Source organism: Pseudomonas sp. HMSC063H08 (assembly GCF_001813645.1).
GTDB classification, from domain to species: Bacteria; Pseudomonadota; Gammaproteobacteria; order Pseudomonadales; family Pseudomonadaceae; genus Pseudomonas; species Pseudomonas aeruginosa.
Genome location: NZ_KV813441.1, coordinates 21,438 through 47,248, shown reverse-complemented (window position 1 = coordinate 47,248; position 25,811 = coordinate 21,438). Strand labels below are relative to the sequence as shown.

General features: G+C 65.7%; 31 protein-coding genes. 29 read left to right on the top strand and 2 right to left on the bottom strand.

Going from position 1 to position 25,811, the window contains the following annotated elements:
- Window positions 1-158: 158 nt before the first annotated feature.
- Together prtN and prtR are read right to left on the bottom strand one after the other, a co-directional pair.
- Window positions 159-473, bottom strand: a complete 315-nt coding sequence (gene prtN, locus HMPREF2924_RS14985; RefSeq protein ID WP_003129207.1) for a pyocin genes transcriptional regulator PrtN — start codon at window positions 471-473, stop codon at window positions 159-161.
- 99 nt (window positions 474-572) lie between these two features.
- Window positions 573-1,343 (bottom strand): transcriptional regulator PrtR, encoded by a 771-nt coding sequence (prtR, locus tag HMPREF2924_RS14980; protein ID WP_003113202.1) that lies wholly within the window; start codon window positions 1,341-1,343, stop codon window positions 573-575.
- A gap of 457 nt (window positions 1,344-1,800) precedes the next feature.
- On the opposite strand from prtR, the gene HMPREF2924_RS14975 reads away from it, so the two are divergent.
- The 29 genes from HMPREF2924_RS14975 to HMPREF2924_RS14830 form a co-directional block, all read left to right on the top strand.
- Complete coding sequence (locus HMPREF2924_RS14975; protein ID WP_003085132.1) at window positions 1,801-2,001, top strand: TraR/DksA C4-type zinc finger protein; 201 nt, start codon at window positions 1,801-1,803, stop codon at window positions 1,999-2,001.
- A gap of 47 nt (window positions 2,002-2,048) precedes the next feature.
- Window positions 2,049-2,408, top strand: a complete 360-nt coding sequence (locus tag HMPREF2924_RS14970) for a PA0613 family protein (protein WP_003085135.1) — start codon at window positions 2,049-2,051, stop codon at window positions 2,406-2,408.
- A 458-nt stretch (window positions 2,409-2,866) separates the two neighbouring features.
- On the top strand, window positions 2,867-3,220 hold the full coding sequence (locus HMPREF2924_RS14965) for a phage holin family protein (RefSeq protein WP_003101619.1): 354 nt from the start codon (window positions 2,867-2,869) through the stop codon (window positions 3,218-3,220).
- Between the two features lie 21 nt (window positions 3,221-3,241).
- Window positions 3,242-3,757, top strand: a complete 516-nt coding sequence (locus tag HMPREF2924_RS14960; protein ID WP_003101620.1) for a hypothetical protein — start codon at window positions 3,242-3,244, stop codon at window positions 3,755-3,757.
- Window positions 3,754-4,311, top strand: a complete 558-nt coding sequence (locus tag HMPREF2924_RS14955) for a phage baseplate assembly protein V (RefSeq protein WP_003129209.1) — start codon at window positions 3,754-3,756, stop codon at window positions 4,309-4,311. Before HMPREF2924_RS14960 ends, HMPREF2924_RS14955 begins: the two co-directional genes overlap by 4 nt.
- 152 nt (window positions 4,312-4,463) lie before the next feature.
- Window positions 4,464-4,790, top strand: coding sequence for a GPW/gp25 family protein (locus HMPREF2924_RS14950; protein ID WP_003085143.1), 327 nt, complete (start codon window positions 4,464-4,466; stop codon window positions 4,788-4,790).
- Window positions 4,787-5,674, top strand: coding sequence for a baseplate assembly protein (locus tag HMPREF2924_RS14945; protein WP_003085151.1), 888 nt, complete (start codon window positions 4,787-4,789; stop codon window positions 5,672-5,674). Before HMPREF2924_RS14950 ends, HMPREF2924_RS14945 begins: the two co-directional genes overlap by 4 nt.
- Window positions 5,667-6,200, top strand: a complete 534-nt coding sequence (locus tag HMPREF2924_RS14940) for a phage tail protein I (protein ID WP_003129210.1) — start codon at window positions 5,667-5,669, stop codon at window positions 6,198-6,200. The genes HMPREF2924_RS14945 and HMPREF2924_RS14940 overlap by 8 nt, the downstream gene beginning before the upstream one ends.
- A 1-nt stretch (window position 6,201) precedes the next feature.
- Window positions 6,202-8,310, top strand: a complete 2,109-nt coding sequence (locus HMPREF2924_RS14935) for a phage tail-collar fiber domain-containing protein (protein ID WP_003129211.1) — start codon at window positions 6,202-6,204, stop codon at window positions 8,308-8,310.
- 8 nt (window positions 8,311-8,318) lie between these two features.
- Window positions 8,319-8,759, top strand: a complete 441-nt coding sequence (locus HMPREF2924_RS14930; protein ID WP_003085172.1) for a tail fiber assembly protein — start codon at window positions 8,319-8,321, stop codon at window positions 8,757-8,759.
- A 42-nt stretch (window positions 8,760-8,801) separates the two neighbouring features.
- Window positions 8,802-9,962 (top strand): phage tail sheath subtilisin-like domain-containing protein, encoded by a 1,161-nt coding sequence (locus HMPREF2924_RS14925; protein WP_003109051.1) that lies wholly within the window; start codon window positions 8,802-8,804, stop codon window positions 9,960-9,962.
- Window positions 9,963-9,974: 12 nt separating this feature from the next.
- A complete protein-coding gene (locus HMPREF2924_RS14920) occupies window positions 9,975-10,478 on the top strand; it encodes a phage major tail tube protein (protein ID WP_003129212.1) in 504 nt (167 codons plus the stop codon).
- Window positions 10,479-10,492: 14 nt separating this feature from the next.
- A complete protein-coding gene (locus tag HMPREF2924_RS14915) occupies window positions 10,493-10,837 on the top strand; it encodes a phage tail assembly protein (protein ID WP_003085178.1) in 345 nt (114 codons plus the stop codon).
- A 169-nt stretch (window positions 10,838-11,006) separates the two neighbouring features.
- Window positions 11,007-13,244 (top strand): hypothetical protein, encoded by a 2,238-nt coding sequence (locus HMPREF2924_RS14910; protein ID WP_003129213.1) that lies wholly within the window; start codon window positions 11,007-11,009, stop codon window positions 13,242-13,244.
- Window positions 13,245-13,253: 9 nt separating this feature from the next.
- A complete protein-coding gene (locus HMPREF2924_RS14905) occupies window positions 13,254-14,126 on the top strand; it encodes a phage tail protein (RefSeq protein WP_003085182.1) in 873 nt (290 codons plus the stop codon).
- A complete protein-coding gene (locus tag HMPREF2924_RS14900; protein WP_003101635.1) occupies window positions 14,101-14,307 on the top strand; it encodes a tail protein X in 207 nt (68 codons plus the stop codon). The genes HMPREF2924_RS14905 and HMPREF2924_RS14900 overlap by 26 nt, the downstream gene beginning before the upstream one ends.
- Window positions 14,308-14,364: 57 nt before the next feature.
- Window positions 14,365-15,354, top strand: a complete 990-nt coding sequence (locus HMPREF2924_RS14895; protein WP_003129214.1) for a phage late control D family protein — start codon at window positions 14,365-14,367, stop codon at window positions 15,352-15,354.
- Between the two features lie 32 nt (window positions 15,355-15,386).
- Window positions 15,387-16,016, top strand: coding sequence for a glycoside hydrolase family 19 protein (locus HMPREF2924_RS14890; RefSeq protein ID WP_003129215.1), 630 nt, complete (start codon window positions 15,387-15,389; stop codon window positions 16,014-16,016).
- Entirely contained in the window at window positions 16,013-16,375 is a 363-nt protein-coding gene (locus tag HMPREF2924_RS14885; protein WP_003129216.1) for a hypothetical protein, read from the top strand. Before HMPREF2924_RS14890 ends, HMPREF2924_RS14885 begins: the two co-directional genes overlap by 4 nt.
- Window positions 16,372-16,629 carry a hypothetical protein gene (locus HMPREF2924_RS14880; protein ID WP_003118919.1) on the top strand — a complete coding sequence of 86 codons (258 nt, stop codon included), beginning with the start codon at window positions 16,372-16,374 and terminating at the stop codon, window positions 16,627-16,629. The genes HMPREF2924_RS14885 and HMPREF2924_RS14880 overlap by 4 nt, the downstream gene beginning before the upstream one ends.
- Before the next feature lie 315 nt (window positions 16,630-16,944).
- Window positions 16,945-17,439, top strand: a complete 495-nt coding sequence (locus HMPREF2924_RS14870) for a phage tail tube protein (protein ID WP_003113190.1) — start codon at window positions 16,945-16,947, stop codon at window positions 17,437-17,439.
- An 11-nt stretch (window positions 17,440-17,450) separates the two neighbouring features.
- A complete protein-coding gene (locus HMPREF2924_RS14865; RefSeq protein ID WP_003113189.1) occupies window positions 17,451-17,798 on the top strand; it encodes a phage tail assembly chaperone family protein, TAC in 348 nt (115 codons plus the stop codon).
- 29 nt (window positions 17,799-17,827) lie between these two features.
- The gene (locus HMPREF2924_RS14860; protein ID WP_003113188.1) at window positions 17,828-18,082 is read left to right on the top strand and encodes a hypothetical protein; all 255 of its coding nucleotides are present in this window, start codon (window positions 17,828-17,830) and stop codon (window positions 18,080-18,082) included.
- A gap of 46 nt (window positions 18,083-18,128) precedes the next feature.
- The gene (locus HMPREF2924_RS14855; RefSeq protein ID WP_003129218.1) at window positions 18,129-19,967 is read left to right on the top strand and encodes a phage tail tape measure protein; all 1,839 of its coding nucleotides are present in this window, start codon (window positions 18,129-18,131) and stop codon (window positions 19,965-19,967) included.
- Window positions 19,960-20,301 (top strand): phage tail protein, encoded by a 342-nt coding sequence (locus tag HMPREF2924_RS14850; RefSeq protein ID WP_003113186.1) that lies wholly within the window; start codon window positions 19,960-19,962, stop codon window positions 20,299-20,301. Before HMPREF2924_RS14855 ends, HMPREF2924_RS14850 begins: the two co-directional genes overlap by 8 nt.
- Before the next feature lie 7 nt (window positions 20,302-20,308).
- Window positions 20,309-21,004 carry a phage minor tail protein L gene (locus tag HMPREF2924_RS14845; RefSeq protein ID WP_003118922.1) on the top strand — a complete coding sequence of 232 codons (696 nt, stop codon included), beginning with the start codon at window positions 20,309-20,311 and terminating at the stop codon, window positions 21,002-21,004.
- 2 nt (window positions 21,005-21,006) lie between these two features.
- Window positions 21,007-21,777: a C40 family peptidase gene (locus HMPREF2924_RS14840; protein WP_003129219.1), complete on the top strand. Its 771-nt coding sequence runs from the start codon at window positions 21,007-21,009 to the stop codon at window positions 21,775-21,777.
- A gap of 54 nt (window positions 21,778-21,831) precedes the next feature.
- Window positions 21,832-22,434 (top strand): tail assembly protein, encoded by a 603-nt coding sequence (locus tag HMPREF2924_RS14835; RefSeq protein WP_003118924.1) that lies wholly within the window; start codon window positions 21,832-21,834, stop codon window positions 22,432-22,434.
- Between the two features lie 58 nt (window positions 22,435-22,492).
- The coding region (locus tag HMPREF2924_RS14830) for a TipJ family phage tail tip protein (RefSeq protein ID WP_070700541.1) at window positions 22,493-25,811 on the top strand (3,319 nt) is incomplete at its 3' end.

Below are 25,811 nucleotides of genomic sequence, written 5' to 3'. Positions count from 1 at the left end.
GGATGGCGTTTGCGCCATCCGCCTTTTTTATGCCCGGCTGGACCCTCGCATTGGCTTCGCCCTACGCGGAACCGCTTTCGTAGGGCGAATATCGCGACGCGATATCCGCCAGGCGGAGCATGGTGTCGCTCCCTACGATGCTGGCAACGGCGGGCCGCTCAGGATGCGACGCTATCCGCACCTGGCTGTGCTCGACGGGCGCTTCCGGCTTGGTTCGCGCGCTGGTCGACGTAGGCGGCGAGGTGATCGAGGGCCACGAACTGCATGGCCTTGTGGCTATCGTCGAGGGTCGTCACTGGCAGGGCGATCCGCCCGCATGCCAGGGCCTTGCTGAAGTTTTCCTTGTTCAGGTTGCGAAACCAGCGTTCGCGGACCTGCTCCAGTGGCACCAGGACGTCGCCGAAGATGCGGTAGACCAATTCCACGGTTTCCTGGCGTGGAATTGGAGTGGTAGGGGCGATGGATGGCTGCATGGTATTCCCTCTTGCGGCTACACGTCGTTGAGGGAAATATAGCTCAGGTTGTTTTCTTGTTCAATAGCTGAAGTTGTAGAGCGGGCGAGCGCCAGGCGCTCACCGCACCAGGGACGGGCCGCGCCGGTGGCGTACGGTGGACCACCAGAAGACCCAACCGATCATGCTGATCTGGCGGCTGCGCATGTCCTCCGGCGAGTACTCCTCGTCCGGATATTCCTCGCGGTTGAAGCTGCGCAGGCGAATGCCGCCGCCGGGCAGGCGATAGACGAACTTCACCCGCAGCATGCCGTCATGTTCGAGGGCGTAGATCTCGCCATCGGTGATATGGGTGGTGGCGGTGTCCACGCCGATGGTGGAGCCATCCATGATCAGCGGTTCCATGCTGTTGCCGGTGAGTTGGGCGCAGATCGCCGCCGACGGATCGACGCCCGAGGCACGCAGCGTGGCATAGGAAAAACGCAGCTTGCGCCCCTCTATCTCGCGTACCGCAGTGCGTCCGGCGCCGGCGGACATCTCCACTTCCTTGTACAGCGGCAGTTCCACTTCGTCTTCGTCCAGCGGTGTGTCGCTGTCCCACGGATGCAGCGGTTCCAGCACCAATGGGCTGCCATCGGCCACGGACACGGCACTGCGCGCGGCTGGAGCGCCTTCGCCGGTCTGCAGCCAGACCGGCGAGACGCCCAGGGCCGCCGCGATCTCGATCAGCTTGCGGGTGCTCTGGGCCTTGCCCGAGGTCAGCTTGTGAATGGTGTTCTGCGAAACCCCTGCCGCTTCGGCGAGGGTTTCCTGCTTCAGGTTGCGCATCGCCATGGCCTGCTTGAGGCGAGCGGCGAAGCTGTCGGGCGGGATCTGGGTGCTCTTGTCCATGCTCGGCAATCTACAGGCCGATGAATTTTCTGTAAAGAGCCTAGGTGTTGACGATAAATAGCTTTAGTTGTAATTTCTCTCCCGTCAGAAAGCGGAAGGGGTGAGTTCCACAACTTCCCACCCGCCTTTCAGAGATTTCACATGGGTGCAGGGACGCACCCGGTTGTCGGCGACCGACGATGCAGGTGCCGACTGCTTGGGTGCCGGGGCCATGGGAAAGCGCTCCGGCACCTGAAGGGCCGGAGCGCCGTCCATGCAGACGCTCCGTCCCGCTCATTCATTCTGTCGCCGACCTGCTTCAGGTACGGCGGCGTCGTACAGGGAGTCATTGCCATGTCGCGAGATACGCACTCGCCATTTCCGCGCAGAGGAACGCAGGTCGCCGAACCGGCGCCGCGCATCTGTCATGTTCCATCCATTCGGCCGTCGGGCGTCGGGCACGCCAGGGAGGCTTTCCATGGCTGACCTTGCCGATCACGCCAACGAACTGGTCCTGGCTCGCCTCGACGGCCTCCTGGCGGCGCGCCCGGCGCTGGCCATCCGCGAGTCCGCGGAAGACTGCGAGGACTGCGGCGAGCCCATTCCCCAGGCGCGCCGCCGGGCGGCACCGGGTTGCAGTCGCTGCATCGACTGCCAGGACCGCCACGAGCGCCGTTGAACCGACCTCATGCCGAGCCCTCGCGGGCAGTGAAAGGAGACACGACCGTGATCAAAGCCATCGATGAAATGCTCAAGCTCTGGGCCGAGGAAATGCACGCGCCAGGCAGCAACGGAGGCGGCTACGCCGGCGGCAACCTGATCGCCATGCTGATCGCCAGCAAGGGCGAGGTGGTCCGCGGCCACCGTGGCAGCCGGGTGATCCTCGACCGTGTGGCGGAGGTCGATCGCCTGGTAAATCGCCTACCCGAGGAACTGAAGACCGTGGTGGTGGAGCACTATCTCAATCGCGACAGCTTCCCCGAGCAGAAGTACCGTCACTGCGGTTGCAGCCGCAACACCTTCTATCTGCGCCTGCATGTGGCGCACCAGGGTATCCAGGACGGCCTGCTGCGACGGGCGGCCTGAGTTCCTGGACCGGATCCCGGTCCCCCCTGGAATTTTCCAACCGGCCTTCGGGCCGGTTTTTTTATGCCTGTCGCCCATGGAGGCGGCGAGCCCCATGCACAGCAGCGGACCCTGCACGGTAGAGGCGGGGTCGGGCTGGCGTAGCCATCCTTTTCGTCAGTCGATGCCGGGCTTTTCCATATCGGAAGTGGGTATGCGCTTGCCCGGATGCCTGGCGAAGGTTCCCAGGGCGGTATATCACCCTCATATCGTGGTGCGTCTCCCTCCTATTGCGGTGGATTGTCGAGAAGGCATTGCCGGGCTGGGAATCGGGCGGTAAAAAGTAGTCATTCTTGTAAAGGTGCGTCCCCAGGGAGGCACTCGTGAAGCACCGGAACCCGGCCCTGGCGCCGGGTTTTTTATTGCCCGGGAAAACGTTCGTGCGGACGTTCCCGGCGCTGCCTGCCAAGGAGGGACCCATGGGCAACGAACCGCAGACACTGACGGAAATGCCGCTCTGGGTACTGATCCTGCTCGCCGCGCTGGGCGGCGTCAGCGGCGAGATGTGGCGTGCCGACAAGGCCGGTCTCGGCGGCTGGGCCTTGTTGCGGCGCCTGGCGCTGCGCTCCGGCGCGTCGATCGTCTGCGGCGTGGCGGTGATGCTGCTGGCGTTGGCTTGCGGCGCCGCGCTGCTGTTCGCCGCGGCGCTGGGCAGCCTGACCGCCGCGGCCGGCGCGGAGATCGCCGTCGGTCTCTACGAACGCTGGGCCGCCCGGCGCCTGGGGGTTTGCGAGCTGCCCGAGGAACAGTCGGACGACCGTGGCCCGCATTGAAACTGATCGAAGGAGTCAACCATGCCTGAACAGGCTGTCACGCTCGAGGCTCTGTACGCGGCCATCGAGCAGGTACTGCGTGAGCGTCTGCCGGAGGCGCAGTTGATCGGCTTCTGGCCAGGCGTGCCGGAAAATACCCCGGCGGTTTCCCTGGAAATAGCCGAGCTGCTGCCCGAGCGCGATCCCGGTACCGGCGAGAGCGCCCTGCTGTGCCGCCTGCAGGCGCGGATAATGGTGCCGCCTGGTGCCGATCGCCAGGCGGTATCCATTGCTTGCGGAATCGTTCGGACATTGCGCGAGCAGACCTGGAACCTGTCTCTGGAACCGGCGCGCTTCGTACGCTCGGCCGTCGACGGCAGTCGCGAGGAGCTGAAGAGCCTGCGTGTCTGGCTGGTCGAGTGGACGCAGTCGCTGCGTCTCGGAGACCCGGAGTGGGCCTGGGAGGACCAGCCGCCGGGCAGCCTGATGCTGGGCTTCGACCCGCAGACCGGCCCCGGCCATGAGCCGGACTACTTCGCTCCGGAGGCGTTGGCATGAGCTATGTCAGTGCGGAGCATGACCGCATGCTCGCCGCGATGATCCTGCCCTGCGTGGTGGTCGCCGTGGACCTGGCAGCGGCGCGGGTACGGGTGCGCTCCGGCGACTGGACCAGCGGCTGGCTGCGCTGGCACTCCCTGGCAGCCGGCAAGGTTCGCCACTGGCGTGCGCCGAGCATAGGCGAACAGGGGGTACTGCTCAGTCCGTCGGGCGGAGTGTCAATGGGTACCTTTATTCCCGGTCTGTACGGCGATGCGGGCACGGCGCCGGACAACAGCGCCAGCAGTGAGACCTGGCGTTTCGACGACGGCGCCTCGTTGAGTTACGACTGGGCTGCGCATCGCTACCGCGTCGAGCTGCCCAGCGGCACCGTGGAAGTGAGGGTTGGCGCCAGCGAGGTGCGGGTCAGCGGCGGGGCGGTCAGTCTCAAGGCGCCGAAGATCAGCCTGGAAGGACCGGTGGAGATCGCCGGGACACTGACGGTCAGCGGAGACATCCTCGGCGGCGGCTCGATCATCGACACCGCCGGCAACAGCAACCACCACACCCATTGAACATACGACGGGGCTGCCGAAGGGCGGTCCGTCGAACATTCAACCGGCCCGCGCGAGCGGGCCTTTTCGTTTGCGGAGTTCGCCATGGGCAACACTCACAGCCATTCGGAGCCAGGCGCGGCCTGTCTCTGCCGGAGCGGGAGGGCAGGGCGATGATCGGGATGGATCGCCGTAGCGGGCTACCCCTGTCCGGCCTGGCTCATCTTAAACAGTCCGTCGAGGACATCCTGACCACCCCGTTGGGCAGCAGGCGCATGCGCCCCGAGTACGGCAGCAAGCTGCGGCGGATGGTCGACATGCCGGTGAGCGAAGGCTGGAAAAGCGCCGTGCAGGCCGAGGTAGCCCGTTCCCTGGGGCGCTGGGAACCGCGCATCGCATTGTCTGCCGTGCGAGTCGTCGCAGTCGTCGATGGTCGCGTGGATCTGCTCCTGAGCGGCGTGTTCGAGGGCGAGAACATCAATATGGAGGTCTCGGCGTGATCATCGATCTTTCCCAGTTGCCGGAGCCAGAGGTTATCGAAAACCTCGATTTCGAGACGATTTACCAAGAGCTGTTGGGCGACTTCCGCGAAGCCATGGCTGGCGAATGGACAGCGGAGGTGGAGTCCGATCCGGTTCTCAAGCTTCTGCAACTGGCGGCCTATCGAGAACTGCTGCTGCGGGCGCGGATCAACGATGCGGCGCGGGCGGTGATGCTGGCATACGCCAGCGGTGCCGATCTCGACCAGATCGGTGCCGGCTTCAATGTGCAGCGTTTGCTGATCAGGCCCGCTCAGCCAGAGGCGGTACCGCCGGTGGAGGCGCAGTACGAGAGCGACAAGTCGCTGCGCAATCGCATCCAGCTCGCGTTCGAGCAGCTATCCGTCGCAGGACCGCGGAACGCCTATATAGCCCATGCGCTGGGCGCGGATGGAAGGGTGGCGGATGCCTCTGCGACCAGTCCGGCGCCCTGCGAAGTGCTGATCAGCGTGCTCGGGGTGGAAGGCAACGGGCAGGCACCGGAAGCGGTGTTGCAGGCAGTGCGCCTGGCGCTGAACGCGGAGGACGTGCGTCCTGTCGCGGATCGGGTAACGGTGCGCTCGGCAGGCATCGTTCCCTATCAGGTCAAGGCGCAGCTCTACCTGTTTCCCGGTCCCGAGGCCGAGCTGATCCGTGCCGCCGCCGAGGCTTCGCTGCGCGACTACATTTCCGCCCAGCGCCGCCTGGGCCGCGACATCCGGCGTTCGGCCCTGTTCGCCACCCTGCATGTCGAAGGCGTGCAGCGCGTCGAACTGCAGGAGCCTGCGGCCGACGTGGTCCTGGATGAAACCCAGGCGGCCTATTGCACGGGGTACGCGATCACCTTGGGAGGCGTCGATGAGTAGCCGACTGCTGCCGCCAAACAGGAGTTCTCTGGAACGCTCTCTGGGTGATGTATTGCCTGCCGAACTGCCGGTGCCGCTTCGTGAGCTTCACGATCCGGCACGCTGTGAGGCGGCCTTGCTGCCCTACCTGGCCTGGACGCGCTCGGTGGACCGCTGGGACCCGGACTGGAGCGACGAGGCCAAGCGCAATGCGGTAGCGACGTCCTTCGTCCTGCACCAGCGCAAAGGCACGCTGACCGCGTTGCGCCAAGTGGTCGAGCCGATCGGTGCGCTGAGCGAGGTCACCGAATGGTGGCAGCGAAGCCCGACCGGCGTGCCGGGGACCTTCGAGATCACCGTGGACGTCAGTGACCGTGGCATCGACGAAGGCACCGCACTGGAGCTGGAGCGCTTGCTCGATGACGTCCGCCCGGTGAGCCGACACCTGACCCGCCTGGACCTGCGCATCACCCCGGTAATCCGGTCCCGTCACGGACTGGCCGTGACCGACGGCGACACCCTGGAAATCTTCCCCTGGAAACAGTGACATGACGACCAATACTCCGAAATACGGTGGCCTGCTCACCGACATAGGTGCCGCTGCGCTGGCTGCGGCCAGCGCAGCAGGCAAGAAATGGCAGCCGACTCATATGCTGATCGGCGATGCTGGCGGCGCACCGGGTGCTACTCCGGATCCGATACCCGCAGCCACGCAGACGAAACTGATCAACCAGCGCTACCGGGCGCAGCTCAATCGCTTGTTCGTGTCGGACAAGAACATCAATACTCTGGTTGCCGAGGTGGTGCTACCAGTTGAGGTAGGTGGCTTCTGGATCCGCGAGATCGGCCTGCAGGATGCCGACGGCAAGTTCGTCGCGGTATCCAACTGCCCGCCCAGCTACAAGGCAGCAATGGAAAGTGGCAGTGCGCGGACCCAGACCATTCGGGTGAACATCGCGCTCTCCGGCCTGGAGAATGTCCAGTTGCTGATCGACAACGGCATCATCTACGCCACTCAGGACTGGGTGAAGGAAAAGGTCGCTGCCGATTTCAAGGGCCGCAAGATCCTGGCTGGCAATGGCCTGGTCGGTGGGGGCGATCTTTCTGCCGACCGCAGCATTGGCCTGGCGCCTTCCGGCGTGACGGCGGGCAGCTATCGCTCGGTCACGGTGAACGCCAACGGGGTGGTCACCCAGGGCAGCAATCCGAGCACCCTGGCCGGCTATGCGATCGGAGATGCCTATACCAAGGCCGATACCGACGGAAAACTGGCGCAGAAAGCGAACAAGGCCACCACCCTGGCCGGCTATGGCATCACCGATGCGCTGCGAGTCGATGGCAACGCCGTGTCATCCAGCAGGCTGGCCGCACCGCGTAGCCTGGCAGCCAGTGGCGATGCCTCCTGGTCGGTGACCTTCGACGGCAGTGCCAATGTTTCTGCGCCGCTGAGTCTTTCCGCTACCGGTGTGGCAGCGGGCAGCTATCCGAAGGTGACCGTGGATACGAAGGGAAGGGTGACTGCTGGAATGGCGCTGGCGGCGACGGACATTCCCGGGCTGGATGCTTCGAAGTTGGTCAGCGGGGTGCTGGTCGAGCAGCGTTTGCCGGTATTCGCGCGCGGGTTGGCTACTGCTGTCTCGACCACTAGCGATCCGAACACCGCGACCGTGCCGTTGATGCTGACCAATCATGCGAACGGACCTGTTGCCGGACGGTACTTCTACATCCAGTCGATGTTCTATCCGGATCAGAACGGCAATGCTTCGCAGATTGCAACGAGCTACAACGCTACATCCGAGATGTATGTACGGGTGTCCTACGCGGCCAACCCTAGCGCCCGGGACTGGCTGCCCTGGAAGCGCTGCGACATAGGTGGTTCGTTCAGCAAGGAGGCGGACGGGGCCTTGGGCGGTGCGGTCAATCTCAACTCGCTGATCACGTCGGGATGGTGGTACCAGACGGCCAATGCACAGGCCGAAAGTGGGGCGAACTACCCGGTCCCCCGGGCCGGCTTGCTTCAAGTGCATAATGCAGGCACCAATTTCATCTACCAGACATACCAGGTTTATGACGGTGAAGGGTTCTATTTTCGTTGCCGCTACACCAACACCTGGTATCCATGGCGGCGTGTATGGCATGGAGCGGACTTCAATCCGAACGACTATCTGCTGAAAAGTGGCTTTACGTGGGCCGCCCTGCCAGGAAAGCCAGCGACCTTTCCGCCTACTGGCCACAACCACGACGCCGCCCAGATCACGTCGGGCATCCTGCCTCTGGCGCGCGGCGGTCTTGGTTCGAATACGGCAGCGGGGGCGCGCAACAATATCGGGGCTGGGGTTCCCGCGACGGCGAACCGATCGCTGAATGGCTGGTGGAAGGATAACGATACAGGACTCATCGTGCAGTGGATGACAGTGAGTGTCGGCGATCATCCGGGTGGAATCGTCAACCGCTCGCTGACCTTTCCGATCGCGTTTCCCACTACCTGCCTGCACGTGGTGCCGAGCGTCAAGGAACTGGGGCGGCCGGCGACGTCGGCATCGACCGTCACCCTCGCAGATGTCAGCGTCAGCACCACGGGGTGTGTGATTGTCGCTACCGAGTATCACGGTGCGGTCCAGAACTATGCGATCAGGCTTGTGGCCATTGGCTGTTGAGGTGACCCATGATTTTTTTCCATGCCGCCACTGGCGGTTTCTATTCGAAGGATGTCCACGGCGACCGCATGCCCATCGACGCGCGGATGTATCCCCTCGAGGAAGCTGAATACCTGGCGCTGTTGGTAGCCCAGAGCGAGGGCAAGCAGATCGTCGCCGACGCCGCCGGCCGTCCGTTCTGTATCGACCCGCCGGCCCCGGCAGAAGAGGTCCTGGCCCACCGTGAGCGCATCTGGCGCGATCGCCAGTTGACGCTTACTGATGGCCCCATCGCCCGTCACCGGGATGAGCTCGACCTGGGCAAGATTACGACCCTGAACCAGGCGCAACTGCTCGAACTCACGCTGTACCGCGCCAGCCTTCGAGACTGGCCGGCATCCGCGGCGTTTCCTGATTTAGGCGCAAGACCCGAGCCGCCGCTGTGGCTCGAACCGCTCATCACCCCCTGAACCCCGCCCCGTGCGGGGTTTTTCATTAATGGAGATCTACCTATGAGTTTCTTCCACGGCGTTACGGTAACCAACGTCGATATCGGTGCGCGCACCATCGCGCTGCCGGCCAGCTCCGTCATCGGCCTCTGCGATGTGTTCACGCCGGGGGCGCAGGCAAGCGCCAAGCCCAACGTTCCGGTGCTGCTCACCAGCAAGAAGGACGCCGCCGCGGCGTTCGGCATCGGCTCGTCTATCTACCTGGCCTGCGAGGCCATCTATAACCGTGCCCAGGCCGTGATCGTGGCGGTGGGCGTGGAAGCCGCGGAGACTCCCGAGGCCCAGGCCAGCGCCGTCATAGGTGGTGTCAGCGCCGCCGGCGAGCGCACCGGACTTCAGGCTCTGCTAGACGGCAAGAGCCGCTTCAATGCTCAGCCGCGTCTACTAGTTGCGCCGGGTCATTCGGCCCAGCAAGCGGTGGCCACCGCCATGGACGGGCTGGCCGAGAAACTGCGGGCCATCGCCATTCTCGATGGCCCCAATAGCACCGACGAGGCGGCCGTCGCCTACGCCAAGAACTTCGGCAGCAAGCGCCTGTTCATGGTCGACCCGGGCGTGCAGGTTTGGGACAGCGCCACCAATGCCGCACGCAAGGCCCCGGCTTCGGCCTACGCCGCCGGCCTGTTCGCCTGGACCGACGCCGAGTACGGCTTCTGGTCGTCGCCGTCGAACAAGGAGATCAAGGGCATCACCGGCACCAGCCGTCCGGTGGAGTTCCTCGACGGTGATGAGACCTGTCGCGCCAACCTGCTCAACAACGCCAATATCGCCACGATCATTCGCGACGATGGCTATCGCCTGTGGGGCAACCGCACCTTGTCCAGCGACAGCAAGTGGGCTTTCGTCACCCGCGTTCGGACCATGGACCTGGTGATGGATGCGATCCTCGCCGGGCACAAGTGGGCGGTGGACCGCGGCATCACCAAGACCTACGTGAAGGATGTCACCGAGGGCCTGCGCGCCTTCATGCGCGATCTGAAGAACCAGGGCGCGGTGATCAACTTCGAGGTCTATGCCGACCCAGACCTGAACAGCGCCAGCCAGCTGGCCCAGGGCAAGGTGTACTGGAACATCCGCTTCACCGATGTGCCGCCTGCCGAGAACCCCAATTTCCGTGTCGAGGTGACCGATCAGTGGCTCACCGAAGTTCTGGATGTCGCCTAAGGAGCGCCCGTGATGATTCCGCAAACCCTGACCAATACCAACCTGTTCATCGACGGCGTGAGCTTCGCCGGTGACGTGCCATCCCTGACCCTGCCCAAGCTGGCTGTGAAGACCGAGCAATACCGTGCCGGCGGCATGGATGCGCCGGTATCCATCGACATGGGCCTGGAGGCGATGGAGGCCAAGTTCTCCACTAACGGTGCCCGCCGAGAAGCACTGAATTTCTTCGGCCTGGCCGACCAGAGCGCTTTCAATGGCGTGTTCCGCGGCTCCTTCAAGGGCCAGAAGGGCGCCAGCGTGCCAGTGGTGGCTACCCTGCGCGGCCTGCTCAAGGAGGTCGACCCGGGCGACTGGAAGGCCGGCGAGAAAGCCGAGTTCAAGTACGCCGTTGCGGTCAGCTACTACAAGCTGGAAGTCGATGGCCGCGAGGTCTACGAGATCGATCCGATCAACGGTGTCCGCGCGATCAACGGTGTCGACCAGTTGGCCGGCATGCGCAACGACCTCGGCCTGTAAGAGGAGCTCCGGACATGACCCAAGAGAATCGACTGCCGGGCTGGCTGACGCTGGATGCCGACGCCGCCCTCGTTCGTCTCTCGCGTCCGGCACAGTGCAACGGGGTCAGCGTCGACACGCTGACCCTGCGTGCACCCACCGTGCGTGATATCCGCCTGGCCGGCAAGGTGGCCGGCGACGATGCCGAGGAGCGCGAACTGCAACTGTTCGCCTCGCTGGCACAGGTCAGCCGCCAGGACCTGGAGGGGCTGAAGCTGAGCGACTACCAGCGGCTGCAAGGCGCCTACTTTCGCCTGGTGCAAGACGACACGGACGACACCTTCGCGTATGCGTCAACTGGCGAGGCGCCTGGCCATTGATCTGGGCTTCCAGGCCAGCGAACTGGAGCGCATGACCCTGGGCGACCTGCTCTGGTGGCTCGCCGAGGGCGAGGAGTGAGCGACGGCGCCGTCCGCCAGGCGAGCGGCGCCCGCGCTACTTCAGTAGGTCCGCGGTGGCGGACATCGATAACAGACGAGACGAACCGTCATGAGTAAAGACATGGACCTGGTGGTCTCCATCGGCGGCATCGCCGACCCCTCCTTGGGCAAGGCATTCGAGACCGTCAAGGCACGGCTCGACAGTCTCCAGGAACGTTCCCGCCAGGCGTCCAGCCTGAGAGATGTGCTGGGAGACGCCATACGCCTGGAGCGAGAACTCGCCGATATGCGCAAGGTCGGGGACCGCGGCGTTGCTGAGCATGCCCGGCAGCTTGGCGAACGCCAGGAGCAACTGAAGCGACTCGGCATCGAGGCCAGGGTCGCGGGCGATGCCTACGCTCGACTGGGCGAGATGCAGCGTGGCCTGGATATGCAGGTCCGCGGCCTGCAACGGCTGGAGCAGGCCAGCCAGGCAATGCCATTGGCTAGCGCATTTTCCGGACTGGTCGTGGAAGCCAGCAAGACGGCTGCCGGTTATCAAGCGCGGTTGCGCGACCTGGCGATCCGCAACGGCCTGGACGTCGGCCGGGAGCCAGCCTTGGCATCCCTGATCCAGGACAGTGCCAGCCAGAGCGGCCTGGGACGCACGGCGACGCTGGACATGCTGGAGCACTTGAACGCCACCGGCATGGGGTTCGCCGCCGCGCAAATGAATCTGGGACTGGCGGGCCGCTTCGGCTTTGGCCAAGGGATTGCTTCAGCCGAGGCTGCGGGGCTGGTTCGAGCGTTGCAACTGGCCCAGGGTTCGGACTCGCCAGAGCAATTGTCCGCCTCCCTCGACCGCCTGGTCGTCCTGGGTAAAGGCAGAGTCGGCAGTGAGGCCCTGGCGCGTCGCCTGCCTGCCTTGTTGTCAGCGCTGGGCAATGCGGGAGAGGCCACGGCCGGCGATGTCGGTGCACTGGGGGCCTTGCTGGAGATTCAGGCAAAGAACACCACGCCAGACAAAGCGGACGTGCGGATGAAGGCCTGGCTGGAGTTCGTCAGCAGCGGCAGCTTGAAACGCGCTTATGGCCAGGACTACGACCGGGACCTGGAAGCGCTGCGCAAGGACGGAGCGAGTCTGCTGGAGGCCAACCTGGAGCTGGCTGCGCGCTATCGGGATAAGGGCGGCAAGCTCAGCGCCGGTGCGGCGTCGCCGGCGCTTGAAGCCTATCGAGCGTCGCGCGGCGAGTTCCAGGGCTTGCTCGAATCCCAGCAGTCTTCCGTAGGCTCTTCGGAGCGCGATGCGCGGCGTCGCGAGGGAATGTCCCAGGAGCTGTGGAAGGCTTCCAGCGACAGTTGGGAGAGGGCGCAGACCGCTTTGGGCAGCGCCCTGAATCCATATCTGGACAACCTGGCCAAGGGGAGCGCGGTACTCGGCGAGTCGACTGCGGAACTGCTCGAAGCCTATCCGCGGACGACGGCCGGTCTTACCGCCGCCGCAGGTGCGGTGTTATCCGGGTATCTCGCCTACAAGGGAGGGCGCGGCGCTATCGACGTGTTGCGTGGCGGTCGGCTCGGTCGGCGAGGGAGCGCTGCCGTCGGCGATCTGATCGAACAGGGCGCAGGCCGGGTATCGGGTGGTAGCGAAATACAGCGCGTGTTCGTTACCAACTGGCCGGTGCCGGGAGGCGACTCTACGCTGGAGTCCGCGAGGAGGCCGGCACAACGAAAGCGCGGTCAAACACCACGCAGGAAGAGAGGCAAGGGCGGTGGGGTGAAGGCCCGCTCCCTTCCATCCCTTGGCTTCTCGGCCGGAGGAGGCTTGGGGGCGATGGCAGGAAAGCTGCCGCGCCTGTCGCGTTTGCCCATACGCAACGCGCCGCTGCAAGTGGCCTCGTCGTTGATCGATGTTGCTGAGGTCTACTCCAGCGACCTGTCGGAGAGCGAAAAGACCATCGCCTATGGCGAGGCCGGTGGCTCCCTGGCTGGTTCCCTGGCTGGCGCCGCTCTGGGAGCGAGCATCGGCTCGGTGGTGCCGGTGGTCGGTACGCTGATCGGTGGATTGGTTGGCGGCGCTATCGGCGCCTGGGGCGGTAGCGAACTGGGGGGGCGTCTGGGACGCAGTCTGGCTGGCGATCCGCCGGCGGACTCGGACAACAAGCCGGCGGTGCCCGCACCACAGGCCGAGCCCGTCGCGGCTGCGCCCAACTGGACCTTCGCGCCGCAGATCAACCTGACGGTGCAAGGCAACGTACACGAGCCGCAGCGCCTGGCCGACGAGTTGCTGCCCTACCTGCAACGCATGCTTGTCGACTTCGCCGACGAGCGGCAGCGGCGCAGCCTCTACGATCCGGCGATGGTCTAAGGAGTCCCCATGGCATATCTGGAACAATTGCAGGCCGGCCTGAGGTACCTGGGTCGCGCCGGCGAGTCCGGACGCAAGAGTCTGGACAAGGTGGTCGCTCCGGTGAACGGCGCGATCAGCGAGATCCGCGGCGCAGCCGCGGAGCTGGAGAACCTGCCCGGCGTATCGCCGGAAATGGCTGCCCGGCTGCAGCGTGCCATGCGCGGCATCGGCCAGGCGCAGGGCAAGGTGAACCGCGTGGTCTCCACCTATGACCGGGCGAGCCGGGCGTTGCTTGGTATCGACGAACGCCTGGATGCGCTGAAGGTGCAGGTGAACAGTGCCGCGCAGGCGGTCGGCAAGGTCGCTGGCGACATCAGTCCGACGCTGGCGGGGGTGCTGCCGTCGTGGCTGCTGGCACCCTCGGCGACGCCCCCGAGCGAGGCCGCAGCGCCCTTGCCGCACCTGCTGGTACTGCAGCCGCTGACCGCCAATGCCCAACCGTTCTACTTCAACCTGAATACTGCCGCCTTCGACGCCCTGCAGCGCAACAGTGCCTACAACTGGAGCGGGCAGGTGCGCCTGGGTCGGCGGCCGGCGCTGCAGAGCGTCGGCATGGGCGAGGAGAGCATCCTGCTCAAGGGTGCGGTATTCCCGCTGCGTCGACAGGTAGGTAACCAGGAAAAGGTCGTCGGTCTGGAGCAGCTCGAAGCGCTGCGCCGGTTGGCGGAGCGGCGTGAGCCGCTGATCCTGAGCAGCGGCTACGGCGAGGTGCAGATGGGCCTCTGGTGTCTGGTGCGGATCAGCGAGAACCAGAGCGCCCTGCTGGGCAACGGCGCTCCCCGCAAACAAACCTTCGACCTGGAGTTCAAGCGCTATGGCGACGACCTGCCGAACCGCTGACGGCGACATGCTGGACAGCCTCTGCTACCACGTCTATGGCCATCTGTTGGGCTGCGTCGAGGCGACCCTCGACGCCAATCCCGGGCTGGCCGATGAGCAGCAGCCATTCCGCGCCGGCTTGCTGATCAGTTTCCCTGACATGCCGGTGGTCAATGTCGAACAGGTGCGCCTGTGGGATTGATCGACCGCTCACCCGCAACCCCGCCTTGGCGGGGTTTTTCTTTTCTGGAGAAACCAGGTGCAACCGAGTTTCCGTATCGTTGCCGACGGCACCGACGTCACCCAGCGGCTGAATGACCGCCTGCTCAAGCTGACCTTGCTGGACAAGCCGGGCATGGAGTCCGACAGCCTGACCTTGAGGCTCGACGATCGCGATGGACAGTTGGCCTTACCCAGGCGCGGTGCGGTGCTGGAGGTTCATCTCGGCTATGCCGGCGAGCCACTGATGCGCATGGGACGCTTTACCGTGGACACCTTGCAGTGGGCTGGTCCGCCGGACTGCCTGACCGTCACTGCCAAGGCTGGCGACATGCGCGGCAGTGGCAAGACGATACGCAGCGGCGGCTGGGAGGGCACTACCCTGGCTCAGGTCTGCCGCGATGTTGGCGCACGCAACGGCTGGCGCGTGGAGTGTCCGTTGCAGGTGGCGATCGCCCGGGTCGACCAGGTCAACGAGTCCGACTACCACTTCGTCACCCGTCTGGCGCGCCAGTACGACTGCACCGCCAAGCTGGCCGAGGGCATGCTCATGGTGCTGCCGCGACAGAGCGGGCAGAGCGCCACGGGGCGTCGGATCGAACCTTTGGTGTTGGGACGTGCTGACGTCGGCAGCTTCGACGTTACCTACGACGACCGCAGCCTGATGAGAACGGTGAAGACTCGCTACCAATTGCCCGGCAGCGGCGAGGTCAAGAGCGTCGAGCTGAAGAACCCGAAGGCACCGGCTACGGCTACGGGCGAGCATGTCGACCGGCATCTCTATGCCAGCCGTGGAGAGGCCGAGCAGGCGGCGAAGGCTCGCCTGGCGAGCTTCAGCCGCTCCAGTGCCAGTGTGCGCCTGGAGTTGCCGGGGCGTGGCGACCTGTTCGCCGAGCGCAGCCTGCTGCTCCAAGGCTTCAAGGCGGGAATCGACGGCGAGTTCCTGATCGACTCGGTGGAGCACACCTACAGCTCCAGCGGATGGACCACTGTCGTGCAATGCAACGGCGGCCGAGGCGGCAAGGGGTGACGCCTGAAACCCATCGGAGTGCAGGAGGATCGATGAAACTGACCGAGCAGCAATTGCTGCGCATTTTTCCCAACGCCCGCCTCGTCGCGGGCGTTTTCGTTGTGGCGTTGCAACGGGCCATGGACGAGAGGGAGATCGACACACCGGCGCGGTGTGCCGCGTTTCTCGCCCAGGTCGGCCACGAAAGCAGCCAGTTGACCCGGCTGGTGGAGAACCTCAATTACAGCGCCCAAGGCTTGGCGGCGACCTGGCCGGGTCGCTATCTCGGCCCCGACGGGCAGCCCAACGCGTTGGCCTTGCGGCTGGCGCGCAATCCGCAGGCGATTGCCGACAACACCTACGCCACGCGCAACGGCAATGGCGACGAAGCGTCCGGCGATGGCTGGCGCTTCCGTGGGCGTGGCTTGCTACAGATCACCGGGCGTGCCAACTACCGGTTGGTCGGAGAGGCCCTCGGCGAGCCGCTGGAAGCCGAGCCCTGGCGCCTGGAGCAGCCCGTGCCGGCGGCCCGCAGCGCTGCCTGGTGGTGGGCCGGTCACGGGCTCAACGAGCTGGCCGACCGCGGCGAGTTCGCTGCCATCACCCGCCGCATCAACGGCGGCCTGAATGGCCAGGCGGAGCGCCTGGCGTTGTGGCAGCGGGCCAGGGCGGTGCTGTCATGAGCCGGCTCGCTCTGCTCCTGCCGGCCGTGTTGCTGGTCCTGCTGGCCGGCGCCTTGCTCGGCGGCGGCCTGGTTGCCCGCCACTATCGTCCGCAACTGGAGGAGGCCCTGGGCCAACTCACTGCCAGCCGCGTCGCCAGCGGCCAGCTCGAGGCTTTGCTCGATGAGCAGCAGCGAGCGCTGGCGGCGGTGCGGGCGAGCGCCGAGAGGCGCGCGAAGGACGTCGAGCAGGCAATCGGCGAGGCCAGGGCGCAGGCCGCGGAGCAGTATGCCGCGGCCGTGCGTCTGCTCCAGGAACCCGACATTGGCGTGGACTGCCAGGCGGCAGGTGCGGCGATCGACCGGGAGCTGGGACTATGACTCGTCTCCTGCTGGGGCTTTGTCTGCTTTTCGCGGGCTGCGCAGCCTCGCCGACGACACCTCGCCCCGTGCGCGTCGAGGTTCCCCTCGCAGTGCCCTGCCGTGTACCTGACGTGCGCCCGCCGAGCTGGGCCGGCGCCACGCTGAAGGCCGGCGATTCGCTGCAGGCCAAGGTTCGCGCATTGCTCGCCGAGCGCCGCCAGCGGCAGGGCTACGAACTCGAATTGCAGGCGGCGTTGCGTGCCTGCCGCTGAGACACTGGGCGCATATGGACGTCGATGGACGTGTGTCCGGCGCATATTGCCGTGTATTGATTCCGCAGCGTTGTCGAGCCGGGAATCGGTCGGTACAACGTAGTCATGCTTGTACAGGTGTGTCCCCCCAGGGATGTCACCTGCAACCTCAGAGCCCGGCCAGTGTGCCGGGCTTTTTCGTTTGCATCCGACAACGGCTCGGGACGTGGAGGCTCCTCGCCGACCGCGTACCGCGCCACGGCCGACCGTCCTGGGGACGGGGCCAGACGACCCGCCTGGTGCGGGTCTTTTCATGTGCATAAAGGAGAGTTTTCCATGTCCATCCTGACTCAAGGTACCCAGATCTACGCCCTGGTTCCGCCGGTATCCGGTACCGGTGCCGCTACCGTCCTGGAGATCGAAGGCGTGACTTCGTTCAACCCGGGCGGCAATCCGGCCGACCAGATCGAAGACCCGTGCCTGAGCGACACTTCGCGCAAGTACAAGAAAGGCCTGCGCACCCCTGGCCAGGCGACCCTCGGCATCAACGCCGATCCACGCCTGGCCAGTCACGTTCGGTTGTTCCAACTGTCCGAGAAAGATGGCGAGACGAGCGTCAAGTGGGCCATCGGCTGGTCCGACGGAATCGACGTAAAGCCGACCGTCAGCACCGAAGGCGACGATTTCGTGCTGCCGCCGGCGCGCACCTGGTTCACCTTCGAAGGCTACGTCAGCGACTTCCCCTTCGATTTCGCCAGCAACACGCTGGTCGCTACCCAGGCCACCATCCAGCGTTCCGGCGCCGGCAAGTGGACGCCGAAGTCGGCTTGAGGAGCGCGTAGATGAATCTCAACGAACTTCGTGCGGCGGGCGGTTTCATCGAGTCGGCGCTGGTGCGCAAGGAGATTACCTGGACCCGCGTTCCCGCCGGCAGGAAGAAGGCGGTCAGCGACACCTTCCAGGTGTTCGTCCGACGCAACAGTTTTGGCGCGGTGGAGCGCCTGTTTTCCGCCGAAGGCGACCAGCAGAGCCGCAACGCGCGCTACCTCGCCGAATGCATTCGCCTGGGCGAGACGGGAGAGGAAAGCCTGACCTACGAACAGGCCTACGACCTCGACCCGGCGCTGGGCTTCCTGCTGCTGCAGGCGGTCGGTGAGGTCAACCGGGTCGAGGACGCGGAAAAAAACTGACCCCCGCCGACGAGGTTTGGCACGAGCTGGTGCTGAACGGCGTCGGCGGGTCGACCATTGCCGAGGCCAAGGAGCGGCTCAGCTACGCCGAGTACCGCGCCTGGGTCGCCTACCTGAACAAGCGCGGCTCGCTCCATCCGGGACACCGGCTGGAGCTTGCGCTGGCTCGGATCGCTGCGTTGCTCGGGCATGCGCTGGGAGCGGACGCCGATCCCGACGCGTTCCGTCCGCATATGGCTCTCCAGCCCCTTTCGCTGCATCAGGCGATGGATCAATGGGCATGACAGGCCACCCCGCTGCGGCGGGGTCTTTTTCTGGAAGACATGAATCATGGCCACGAATACCGACGGCAGCCTGACGCTCGACCTGGTCCTTCGCAGCGAAGGGTACAGGGCCGGGATGGACAAGGTTGGCAGGATCAACGATCAGAAAATGCGTGCCATGGAGGCGCGCGCGGAAAAGGCTGGCAAGGCTATCGGCAAAAGCCTGGACAGTTCGGCACTGATTGCCAGCAGCGTGCTGGACCAGGCGCTGGACATGCTGGGCAGGACCAGTCGCCAGGCGGGTCAGGCCAAGAAGCCTGTGCAGAGCGCTCAGGACAAGGTACTGGCCGAGTGGAAGACCCGGCAGAAGGAGCTGGGGGAAGCCTGGAAGAGCTATCGCGAACCACTCCAGGATCTGTCCAAGCTCAACGAAGCACTACTGAAGAACTCTTCCGACAAGCTCGACAAGGCGCTGCTCAATCTCAGCGAGACCGGCAAGCTGTCGCTTGCCAACGTGGGCAAGGCCGCCTACGCCGATGCCGCGCGCCTCGCCTCGCGGCAGATGACGCTGATGCTGCTGGACGGGCTGTTTGGCTGGGTCGCCAGCGTCGGTACCGAGAAGCCCAAGGTCGACGACAAGGCGGGCAAGGGACAGGCGAAGGCCGGCGACGACGAGAAGGAACAGCCGTCGCTCCAGTCGCAGGTCTTCAAGCAGTGGCTGTTGCAGATGAACAGTGTCTGGGGCGCCTACCGCGCGCCGCTGCAGGATATCTCCGGGATGACCGACGAGCTGTTCAGGAATGCGTCGGAGAAGCTCGAGAAGTCGCTGTTCAATTTCGCCACTACCGGAAAGCTGTCCTTGAGCAACTTCGCCAAGACGGTGATCGACGATGTCGCCCGGATCGCCGCGCGGCAGCTTTCAATGCTCGCCCTGGACGGATTGTTCGGCTGGATGAATGGCAAGGCCGGCATCACCGAGGCGCAACTGGCCAGCCAGAAGCCCTATACCTCGCTACTGGAAAAGGCCCGAGCAGATGCGGGACAAGCGGCTGCGGGCGCTCCCGCGGCCCAGGGTGCCGCGCCAATGCCGGCAGCGGCGATGGATGTCGGCGCGATGGTGGCCACTGCTTCCGGGCAGACCGGGGACGGTTCCAAGGTATCGGCTGGAGGGGCTTCGGCGAGCGCTGGCAAGCCGGTGGGCAGTTGGGTCGAACAGATGGACGCCTCCTGGGCGAGCCTGCGCGACCAGGCGCAGGACGTCTCGGGAATGATGGACATGCTGTTTACCAACGCTTTCACCAATATGGAGAACGCCCTGTTCACCTTTGCCACCACGGGCAAGCTGTCGTTCAAGGATTTCGCCGACTCGGTGATCCAGGATATGGCGCGGATCGCCGCGCGGCAGGCGACGCTGCAGATCATTGGCGGCATCGTCGGTGCGGTCAGCGGGTTCTTCGGTAGCGGCGCAACGGCGGGCTCGCGGATTTCCGACTATACCGGCTCGGACATGGCCAATTGGGTCAGCAAGCAACGCGCCGGAGGCATGCCTGGGTTCGCCAGGGGCGGTGCCTTCAACGATGGCATCCAGAGCGCGCCGGCGCTGTTCAGCATGGCCGGCGGTCGTCCGGCGCTGATCGGCGAGCGTGGGCCGGAAGCCATCATGCCGCTGAGTCGCGGTTCCGATGGTGTGCTCGGCGTGCGCGCGCTCGGCGGCGGCGAGGGGGGCAACGTCTTCAATTTCTCCACCAGCGTCAGCCTGGGCGGCGGCCGCGAGGGCACGGCGACGGCCAGCGGCGACGACGGTACGGGACAGCAGCTGGCGGGAATGATCAACGATGCCGCGCGCAACGTGGTGGCGCAGGAGCTGCGCCCCGGCGGCCTGGTATGGAGGATGGTGAATGGCTGATCTGGAACGCTTTACCTGGGACATCTCGATCGATTCCGCCGGCCAGGCGAACCAACTGGTACGCCAGGTGCAGTACGGCGGCGGCTACAGCCAGGCGCTCGGTGACGGGCTGAACAACCTCAGCGAGACCTGGCAGGTTTCGCGTACCGGCGATCTCGCGCTGATCGGCCCGATCCGCGATTTCCTCAAGCGCCACGGCGGCTACCGCTCGTTCCTCTGGACCTTGCCCACTGGCGAACCCGTACGGGTGCGCGCCCAGGGCTGGCAATTGCGGCCGCGCGGCAACGGCGTGTTCACCCTGAACACCACCTTCCAGCAAGTCTTCAATCCGTGAGGTAAGCATGACCATCACAGCCGATGACCAGGCCCTCGAGCCTGGGGCGCTGGTGCGCCTGTTCGACCTGGATTGCACCGGGTTCGGCGGCGAGATGCTGCGCTTCCACGGCCACCTGCAGCAGGGGCCGATCCACTGGCAGGGCAACGCCTACCAAGCTTGGCCGCTGGAGGCGCGCGGCTTCGAGCAGCGCGGCGACGGCCGGGCCAGTTCGCCGACCCTTAGCGTGGGCAACATCGACGGCAGCATCAGCGCGCTCTGCCTGTTCTTCGATGGCCTGGTAGGCGCGCGCCTGACCGTGCGCGAGACCTATGCGCACTACCTGGATGCGGCCAACTTCGCCGAAGGCAACCCGCAGGCCGACCCCTCCCAGGAGCGCCTGAACATCTGGTTCCTCGAGCAGAAGACCGCCGAGAACAGCGTCCAGGTGACCTGGGAGCTGTCCGCTCCGCCGGATTTCCAGGGCCAGCAGATCCCGGCGCGCCAGATCACCTCGCTGTGCCACTGGTGCATCACCAACGAGTACCGCGGGCAGGACTGCAACTACACCGGCACGGCGATGTTCGATGCCGACGGCAATCCGGTGGACGATCCGGCGCTGGACCGCTGCGGCGGCCGGGTCAGCGATTGCAAGCTGCGCTTCGGCGCGGACAACCCGCTGTCCCACGGCGGCTTCGCCGGCGCCGGCCTGGTCAGGATGTGAGCATGGAACTGAGCCGCAGCCTGCAGCGGGCCATCGCCGCACACGCCGCCCGCGAGCATCCGCGCGAATGCTGCGGGCTGATCGTTCGCGGTGCGCGTCAACGCCGCTACGTGGCCTGTCGCAACGCAGCCGGATCGCCCAGCGAGCACTTCGTGATCGATCACCAGGACTGGTGCGCCGCCGAGGACCAGGGCGAGGTCCTGGCCATCGTCCACAGCCACCCGGACGTTCCGGCCACGCCGAGCATGGCCGATCGGGTCAGTTGCGAACTGCATGGTCTGCCCTGGGTGATCCTGTCCTGGCCGGAAGGCGATGTCGCGCATCTAGCGCCGGAGGGCTATCGGGCGCCGCTGCTCGGCCGCGAGTTCGCCCACGGCGTGCTCGACTGCTGGAGCCTCTGTCGCGACTGGTACCGCCGCGAGGCAGGTCTGGAGCTTCCGGACTATCCGCGCCGCGACGGTTGGTGGGAAACCGGCGAGAGCCTCTACGAGCAGCACTATGCGGCGGCTGGATTCCGGCCGGTGCCGCTGGCCGGAATCCGCCGCGGCGACATGCTGGTGATGCAGGTCGGGAGGGCGCTGCACCCGAACCACGCGGGCATCTACCTGGGCAATGACTGGCGTCTGGACAGCGAGCCGGTCCAGGCGCTCGGCGGCGACGGACCGTTCCTGCTGCACCACCTGTACGGACGGCTGTCGACCCGCGACGTGTTCGGCGGACCCTGGATCGAACGCACGCGCCTGGTCTTGCGGCACACGCGGATGCCGCAGTGAACGACATATTCAAGCGAGCCGTCGGAATCGGCTCTTTACGAGAGGAACAGGTCCATGAATGACACCCTGAGTCAGGGCCTCACCACCATCCGTCTATACGGGGTTCTGGGCAAGCGCTTCGGCCGCATGCACGGCCGGTTATTGGAAAGCGGCACGGTACGCGAGGCGATGAGCGCCCTGAAGCACACCATGGAGGGATTCGAGACGTTCATGCGCGAGGCGGAATCGAAAGGGCTGACCTTCGCCGTGTTCCGTGGGCGTACCAACCTGTCCGGCGAGCAACTGGACATGCGCGGACGCGAGGATATCCGCATCGTGCCGTTGGTGATCGGGAGCAAGCAGTCCGGATTGTTTCAGACGGTATTAGGAGCTGCACTCATTGCCGTAGGTGTCTTCGCAACGAGTCTTACGCTCGGGACAAGCACGTTTCTGATCTCTGCCGGCGCCAGCATGATGCTCGGCGGCGTCATGCAGATGCTCAGCCCCCAACCCAAGGGCCTGAAGGGCCGAGAGGCCCCCGAGAACGCCCCCAGCTATGCCTTCGGCGGCCCGGTCAACACCATCGCCCAGGGCCATCCGGTCGGCGTGCTCTACGGCAAGCGCCGCATTGGCGGCGCGGTGATCAGCGCCGGCATCTATGCCGAGGACCGGCTGTAGCCGGCAACGCCGTAACAGGCCCGCCATGCGCGGGCGTTTTTTTGCCTGAAGGAACGTCATGAACAAGACCATCACGGGCCACAAGGGTGGCAGCAAGAAGCCGCGCCAGCCGGTGGAGATGCCGGACTCGGTGCGCTCGATCGCGCGGGCGAAGATTCTCCTGGCACTGGGCGAAGGCGAGTTCGACGGTGGCGTCGACGGCCGTTCGATCTACCTGGACGATACGCCGTTGCTGGCGGCGGACGGCTCGGTGAACTTCCCCGGAGTGACCTGGGAGTTCCGTCCGGGCTCGGTGGACCAGGAACACATTGCCGGTGTGCCCGCCGTGGAAAACGAACTGGCGGTCGGCGTCGAACTCAAGAGTGACGCGCCCTGGGTCCGCGCGGTGAACAACACCCAGCTCTCGGCGGTGCGCCTGCGCCTGTCCTGGCCGGCCATCCAGCGCCAGCAGGAAAACGGTGACGTGGTCGGCTACCGCATCGACTACGCGATCGACATCGCCGTCGACGGCGGTGCCTGGCAGGAAGCGCTGAAGGCTTCGCTGGACGACAAGTCCACCAGCCGCTACGAGCGCTCCCACCGTGTCGACCTGCCGGAGGCGCGGAGCGGCTGGCAGGTGCGCGTGCGCCGCCTGACGCCGAACCAGAACAACAACCGCGTCGCCGACACCATGCGGGTCGAGGCGATCACCGAGGTGATCGACGCCAAGCTGCGCTACCCGAACACCGCGCTGCTGTTCGTCGAGTTCGATGCCAGCCAGTTCCAGAGCATTCCGCAGATATCGGTGGAAGCGCGCGGCCGGCGGGTGCGGGTGCCGAGCAACTACGATCCGCAGACCCGTAGCTACAGCGGCACCTGGGACGGCTCGTTCAAGTCGGCCTGGACCAGCAACCCGGCCTGGCACTGGTACGACATCGTGTTGCACAAGCGCTTCGGCCTCGGTCGGCGGATCGACGCGAGCATGGTCGACAAGTGGTCGCTGTACCGCATCGCCCAGTACTGCGACCAGTCGGTGCCCGACGGCAAGGGCGGCCAGGAGCCGCGCTTCAGCTGCAACCTGTACCTGCAGAGTCGCGCCGAAGCCTGGACCGTGCTGCGCGACCTGGCAGCGATCTTCCGCGGCATGTCCTACTGGTCCGGCGCGGAAATGGTGGCGGTATCCGACATGCCGGAGGACGAGGCCTACACCTTCTCGCCGTCGAACACCGTGCGTGGCGACGACGGCAGCCACTTCAACTACAGCAGCAGCCGCCAGCGCGATCGCCACACCCTGGCCCTGGTCAACTACGACAATCCGGGCAACGGTTACCAGAGCCAACCGGTAGCGGTGAACAATGACCGCGCGCAGCGCCGCTACGGCATCAGCCAGTTGGAGATCACCGCGATCGGCTGCACCTCCGAGGGCGAGGCGCAGCGGCGTGGCCAGTGGGCGCTGCTGACCGAGGAGCTGGAGCAGGACGCGGTGACCTTCCGCACCGGCATGGATGGCCGTGGGCTGGCGCCGGGGAAGATCATCGCCGTAGCCGACCCGGTCAAGTCCGGCAAGCAGATCGGCGGACGCCTGAGCGCGGTGGATGGCCGCGCGCTGACCCTCGACCGCGACGTCGAGGCCCGACCCGGCGATCGCCTGCTGGTCAACCTGCCGAACGGCAAGGCCGAGGCGCGCAGCGTCCAGTCGGTGGTAGGCCGCGTGCTGACCGTGACCGCCGCCTATTCGGAGACGCCTCGGCCCCAGGGGCAGTGGGCGCTGCAGAGCAACAGCCTGACCACCCAGCGCTTCCGCATCATGAGCATCACCCGGCCGGAGGACAATCTTTTCGAGATCACCGCGCTGCAACACAACGCGAGCAAGTTCGACGCCATCGACAACGGTGCGCGCATCGAGCTGCCGCCGGTCACCAGCATTCCGCCGGGCGTGCAGGCGCCGCCGCAGAACGTGCGGATCAAGGCTTTCACCAAGGTCGACCAGGGGTTGGCGGTGACCAGCCTGTCGGCCTCCTGGGATGCCGCGCCGAACGCGGTGGCCTACGAGGCCGAATGGCGCAAGGACTCGGGCAACTGGGTGCGGGTGCCGCGAACCTCGGCGCTCGGTTTCGACGTGCCGGGCATCTATGCCGGTCGCTATCTGGTGCGGGTACGCGCCTTGAACGTGATGGAGGTCGGCTCGGTCTACGCCAGCAGTGTGGAGACCGCTCTTGAGGGCAAGACCACGCCGCCGCCGGCGCTGGCCTACCTGCGCTGCGTGGCCGGCCCCTGGCGCATCGGCCTGGAGTGGGGGTTCCCGGCCAGCGGCGCAGCGGACACCGCCTACACCGAGATCCAGCAGTCCGCCACGCCCGGCGGCAGCGAGGAGACCGCACGGGCGCTGGGCCTGTTCGCCTACCCAGGCAATACCCACCTGGTATCGCCGATACCGGCCGGCGAACGGCTGGCGTTCCGCGGTCGCTTGATCGACCGTAGCGGCAACGTCGGCGCCTGGTCGAACTGGGTCACCGGCACCAGCTCCAGCGACGCCAGCGAATACAACCAGTTGATCACCCAGGAGTACGTCGAGTCGGCGCTGGGCCAGCAGTTCTTCTCCGATATCGAACGGATGCAGGTGGATATCGGGGGCTTGCAGAAGCAGGTCGGCGACCTCGCCGACGTTCTGCTGTACGACCCGGCCAAGGTCTACGCGAAGAACGACATGGTGCGACAGGGGCAGCGGTTGTACCAGGCACTGAAGGCTGTGCCGGCGAAGACGGCGCCGCCGAACGCGGCCTACTGGTCCGATATCGGCCAGTCGCTGGAAACCGCCAACGGGCTGGCGCAGCAGGTGGCGAGCCATACCGCTGAAATCAGCGAACTCGACGGCAGGATCGAAGCAGCGGCATCGAATCTGGATGTGCTGCAAGCTGCCGCCCGCGGGGAACCGGCGACCGGAGAGAAGGCGGATGCGCTGAAGGGCTGGGACACCATTGCTCGAGCCGCCACCGAAGTCACCGTGCGGGCGAACGAGGACGAAGCGCAGGCGAAGCGGACGAGCTTGCTTGAGGCGTGGACCGGGACGGCGGAGGGCAGGATCGCAACCGTCGAGTCGGTCGTTGCGTCGAACAATGCTGTAACCGTCCAGCGGCTGGATCAGCTCACCGGCCAGGTTGCGAGCAACGCCTCGGCGATCAGCACCGAACAGACCGTCCGTGCCAACGCGGACAGCGCCCTGGGGCAGCGGGTGGATACCGTCAGCGCGCGCACCGATACCAACGAGGCGAACATCCAGACCACCTCTCAAGCGGTTACCTCGCTGGATGGCAACGTCAAGGCGCTCTACAGCGTGAAGCTCCAGGCGCATGCCAACGGGCAGAAGTACGCCGCTGGCTGGCAACTGGGCTTCGACA

Coding starts and splice junctions, on each gene's coding strand:
- HMPREF2924_RS14925 (WP_003109051.1), top strand. CDS start 8,802: ATGAGTTTCTTCCACGGCGTTACGGTAACCAACGTCGATATCGGTGCG.
- HMPREF2924_RS14935 (WP_003129211.1), top strand. CDS start 6,202: ATGACGACCAATACTCCGAAATACGGTGGCCTGCTCACCGACATAGGT.
- HMPREF2924_RS14870 (WP_003113190.1), top strand. CDS start 16,945: ATGTCCATCCTGACTCAAGGTACCCAGATCTACGCCCTGGTTCCGCCG.
- HMPREF2924_RS14865 (WP_003113189.1), top strand. CDS start 17,451: ATGAATCTCAACGAACTTCGTGCGGCGGGCGGTTTCATCGAGTCGGCG.
- HMPREF2924_RS14940 (WP_003129210.1), top strand. CDS start 5,667: ATGAGTAGCCGACTGCTGCCGCCAAACAGGAGTTCTCTGGAACGCTCT.
- HMPREF2924_RS14880 (WP_003118919.1), top strand. CDS start 16,372: ATGACTCGTCTCCTGCTGGGGCTTTGTCTGCTTTTCGCGGGCTGCGCA.
- HMPREF2924_RS14910 (WP_003129213.1), top strand. CDS start 11,007: ATGAGTAAAGACATGGACCTGGTGGTCTCCATCGGCGGCATCGCCGAC.
- HMPREF2924_RS14930 (WP_003085172.1), top strand. CDS start 8,319: ATGATTTTTTTCCATGCCGCCACTGGCGGTTTCTATTCGAAGGATGTC.
- HMPREF2924_RS14920 (WP_003129212.1), top strand. CDS start 9,975: ATGATTCCGCAAACCCTGACCAATACCAACCTGTTCATCGACGGCGTG.
- prtR (WP_003113202.1), bottom strand. CDS start 1,343: ATGGACAAGAGCACCCAGATCCCGCCCGACAGCTTCGCCGCTCGCCTC.
- HMPREF2924_RS14855 (WP_003129218.1), top strand. CDS start 18,129: ATGGCCACGAATACCGACGGCAGCCTGACGCTCGACCTGGTCCTTCGC.
- HMPREF2924_RS14900 (WP_003101635.1), top strand. CDS start 14,101: ATGGCGACGACCTGCCGAACCGCTGACGGCGACATGCTGGACAGCCTC.
- HMPREF2924_RS14845 (WP_003118922.1), top strand. CDS start 20,309: ATGACCATCACAGCCGATGACCAGGCCCTCGAGCCTGGGGCGCTGGTG.
- prtN (WP_003129207.1), bottom strand. CDS start 473: ATGCAGCCATCCATCGCCCCTACCACTCCAATTCCACGCCAGGAAACC.
- HMPREF2924_RS14950 (WP_003085143.1), top strand. CDS start 4,464: ATGATCGGGATGGATCGCCGTAGCGGGCTACCCCTGTCCGGCCTGGCT.
- HMPREF2924_RS14890 (WP_003129215.1), top strand. CDS start 15,387: ATGAAACTGACCGAGCAGCAATTGCTGCGCATTTTTCCCAACGCCCGC.
- HMPREF2924_RS14835 (WP_003118924.1), top strand. CDS start 21,832: ATGAATGACACCCTGAGTCAGGGCCTCACCACCATCCGTCTATACGGG.
- HMPREF2924_RS14840 (WP_003129219.1), top strand. CDS start 21,007: ATGGAACTGAGCCGCAGCCTGCAGCGGGCCATCGCCGCACACGCCGCC.
- HMPREF2924_RS14850 (WP_003113186.1), top strand. CDS start 19,960: ATGGCTGATCTGGAACGCTTTACCTGGGACATCTCGATCGATTCCGCC.
- HMPREF2924_RS14965 (WP_003101619.1), top strand. CDS start 2,867: ATGGGCAACGAACCGCAGACACTGACGGAAATGCCGCTCTGGGTACTG.
- HMPREF2924_RS14885 (WP_003129216.1), top strand. CDS start 16,013: ATGAGCCGGCTCGCTCTGCTCCTGCCGGCCGTGTTGCTGGTCCTGCTG.
- HMPREF2924_RS14905 (WP_003085182.1), top strand. CDS start 13,254: ATGGCATATCTGGAACAATTGCAGGCCGGCCTGAGGTACCTGGGTCGC.
- HMPREF2924_RS14915 (WP_003085178.1), top strand. CDS start 10,493: ATGACCCAAGAGAATCGACTGCCGGGCTGGCTGACGCTGGATGCCGAC.
- HMPREF2924_RS14955 (WP_003129209.1), top strand. CDS start 3,754: ATGAGCTATGTCAGTGCGGAGCATGACCGCATGCTCGCCGCGATGATC.
- HMPREF2924_RS14975 (WP_003085132.1), top strand. CDS start 1,801: ATGGCTGACCTTGCCGATCACGCCAACGAACTGGTCCTGGCTCGCCTC.
- HMPREF2924_RS14960 (WP_003101620.1), top strand. CDS start 3,242: ATGCCTGAACAGGCTGTCACGCTCGAGGCTCTGTACGCGGCCATCGAG.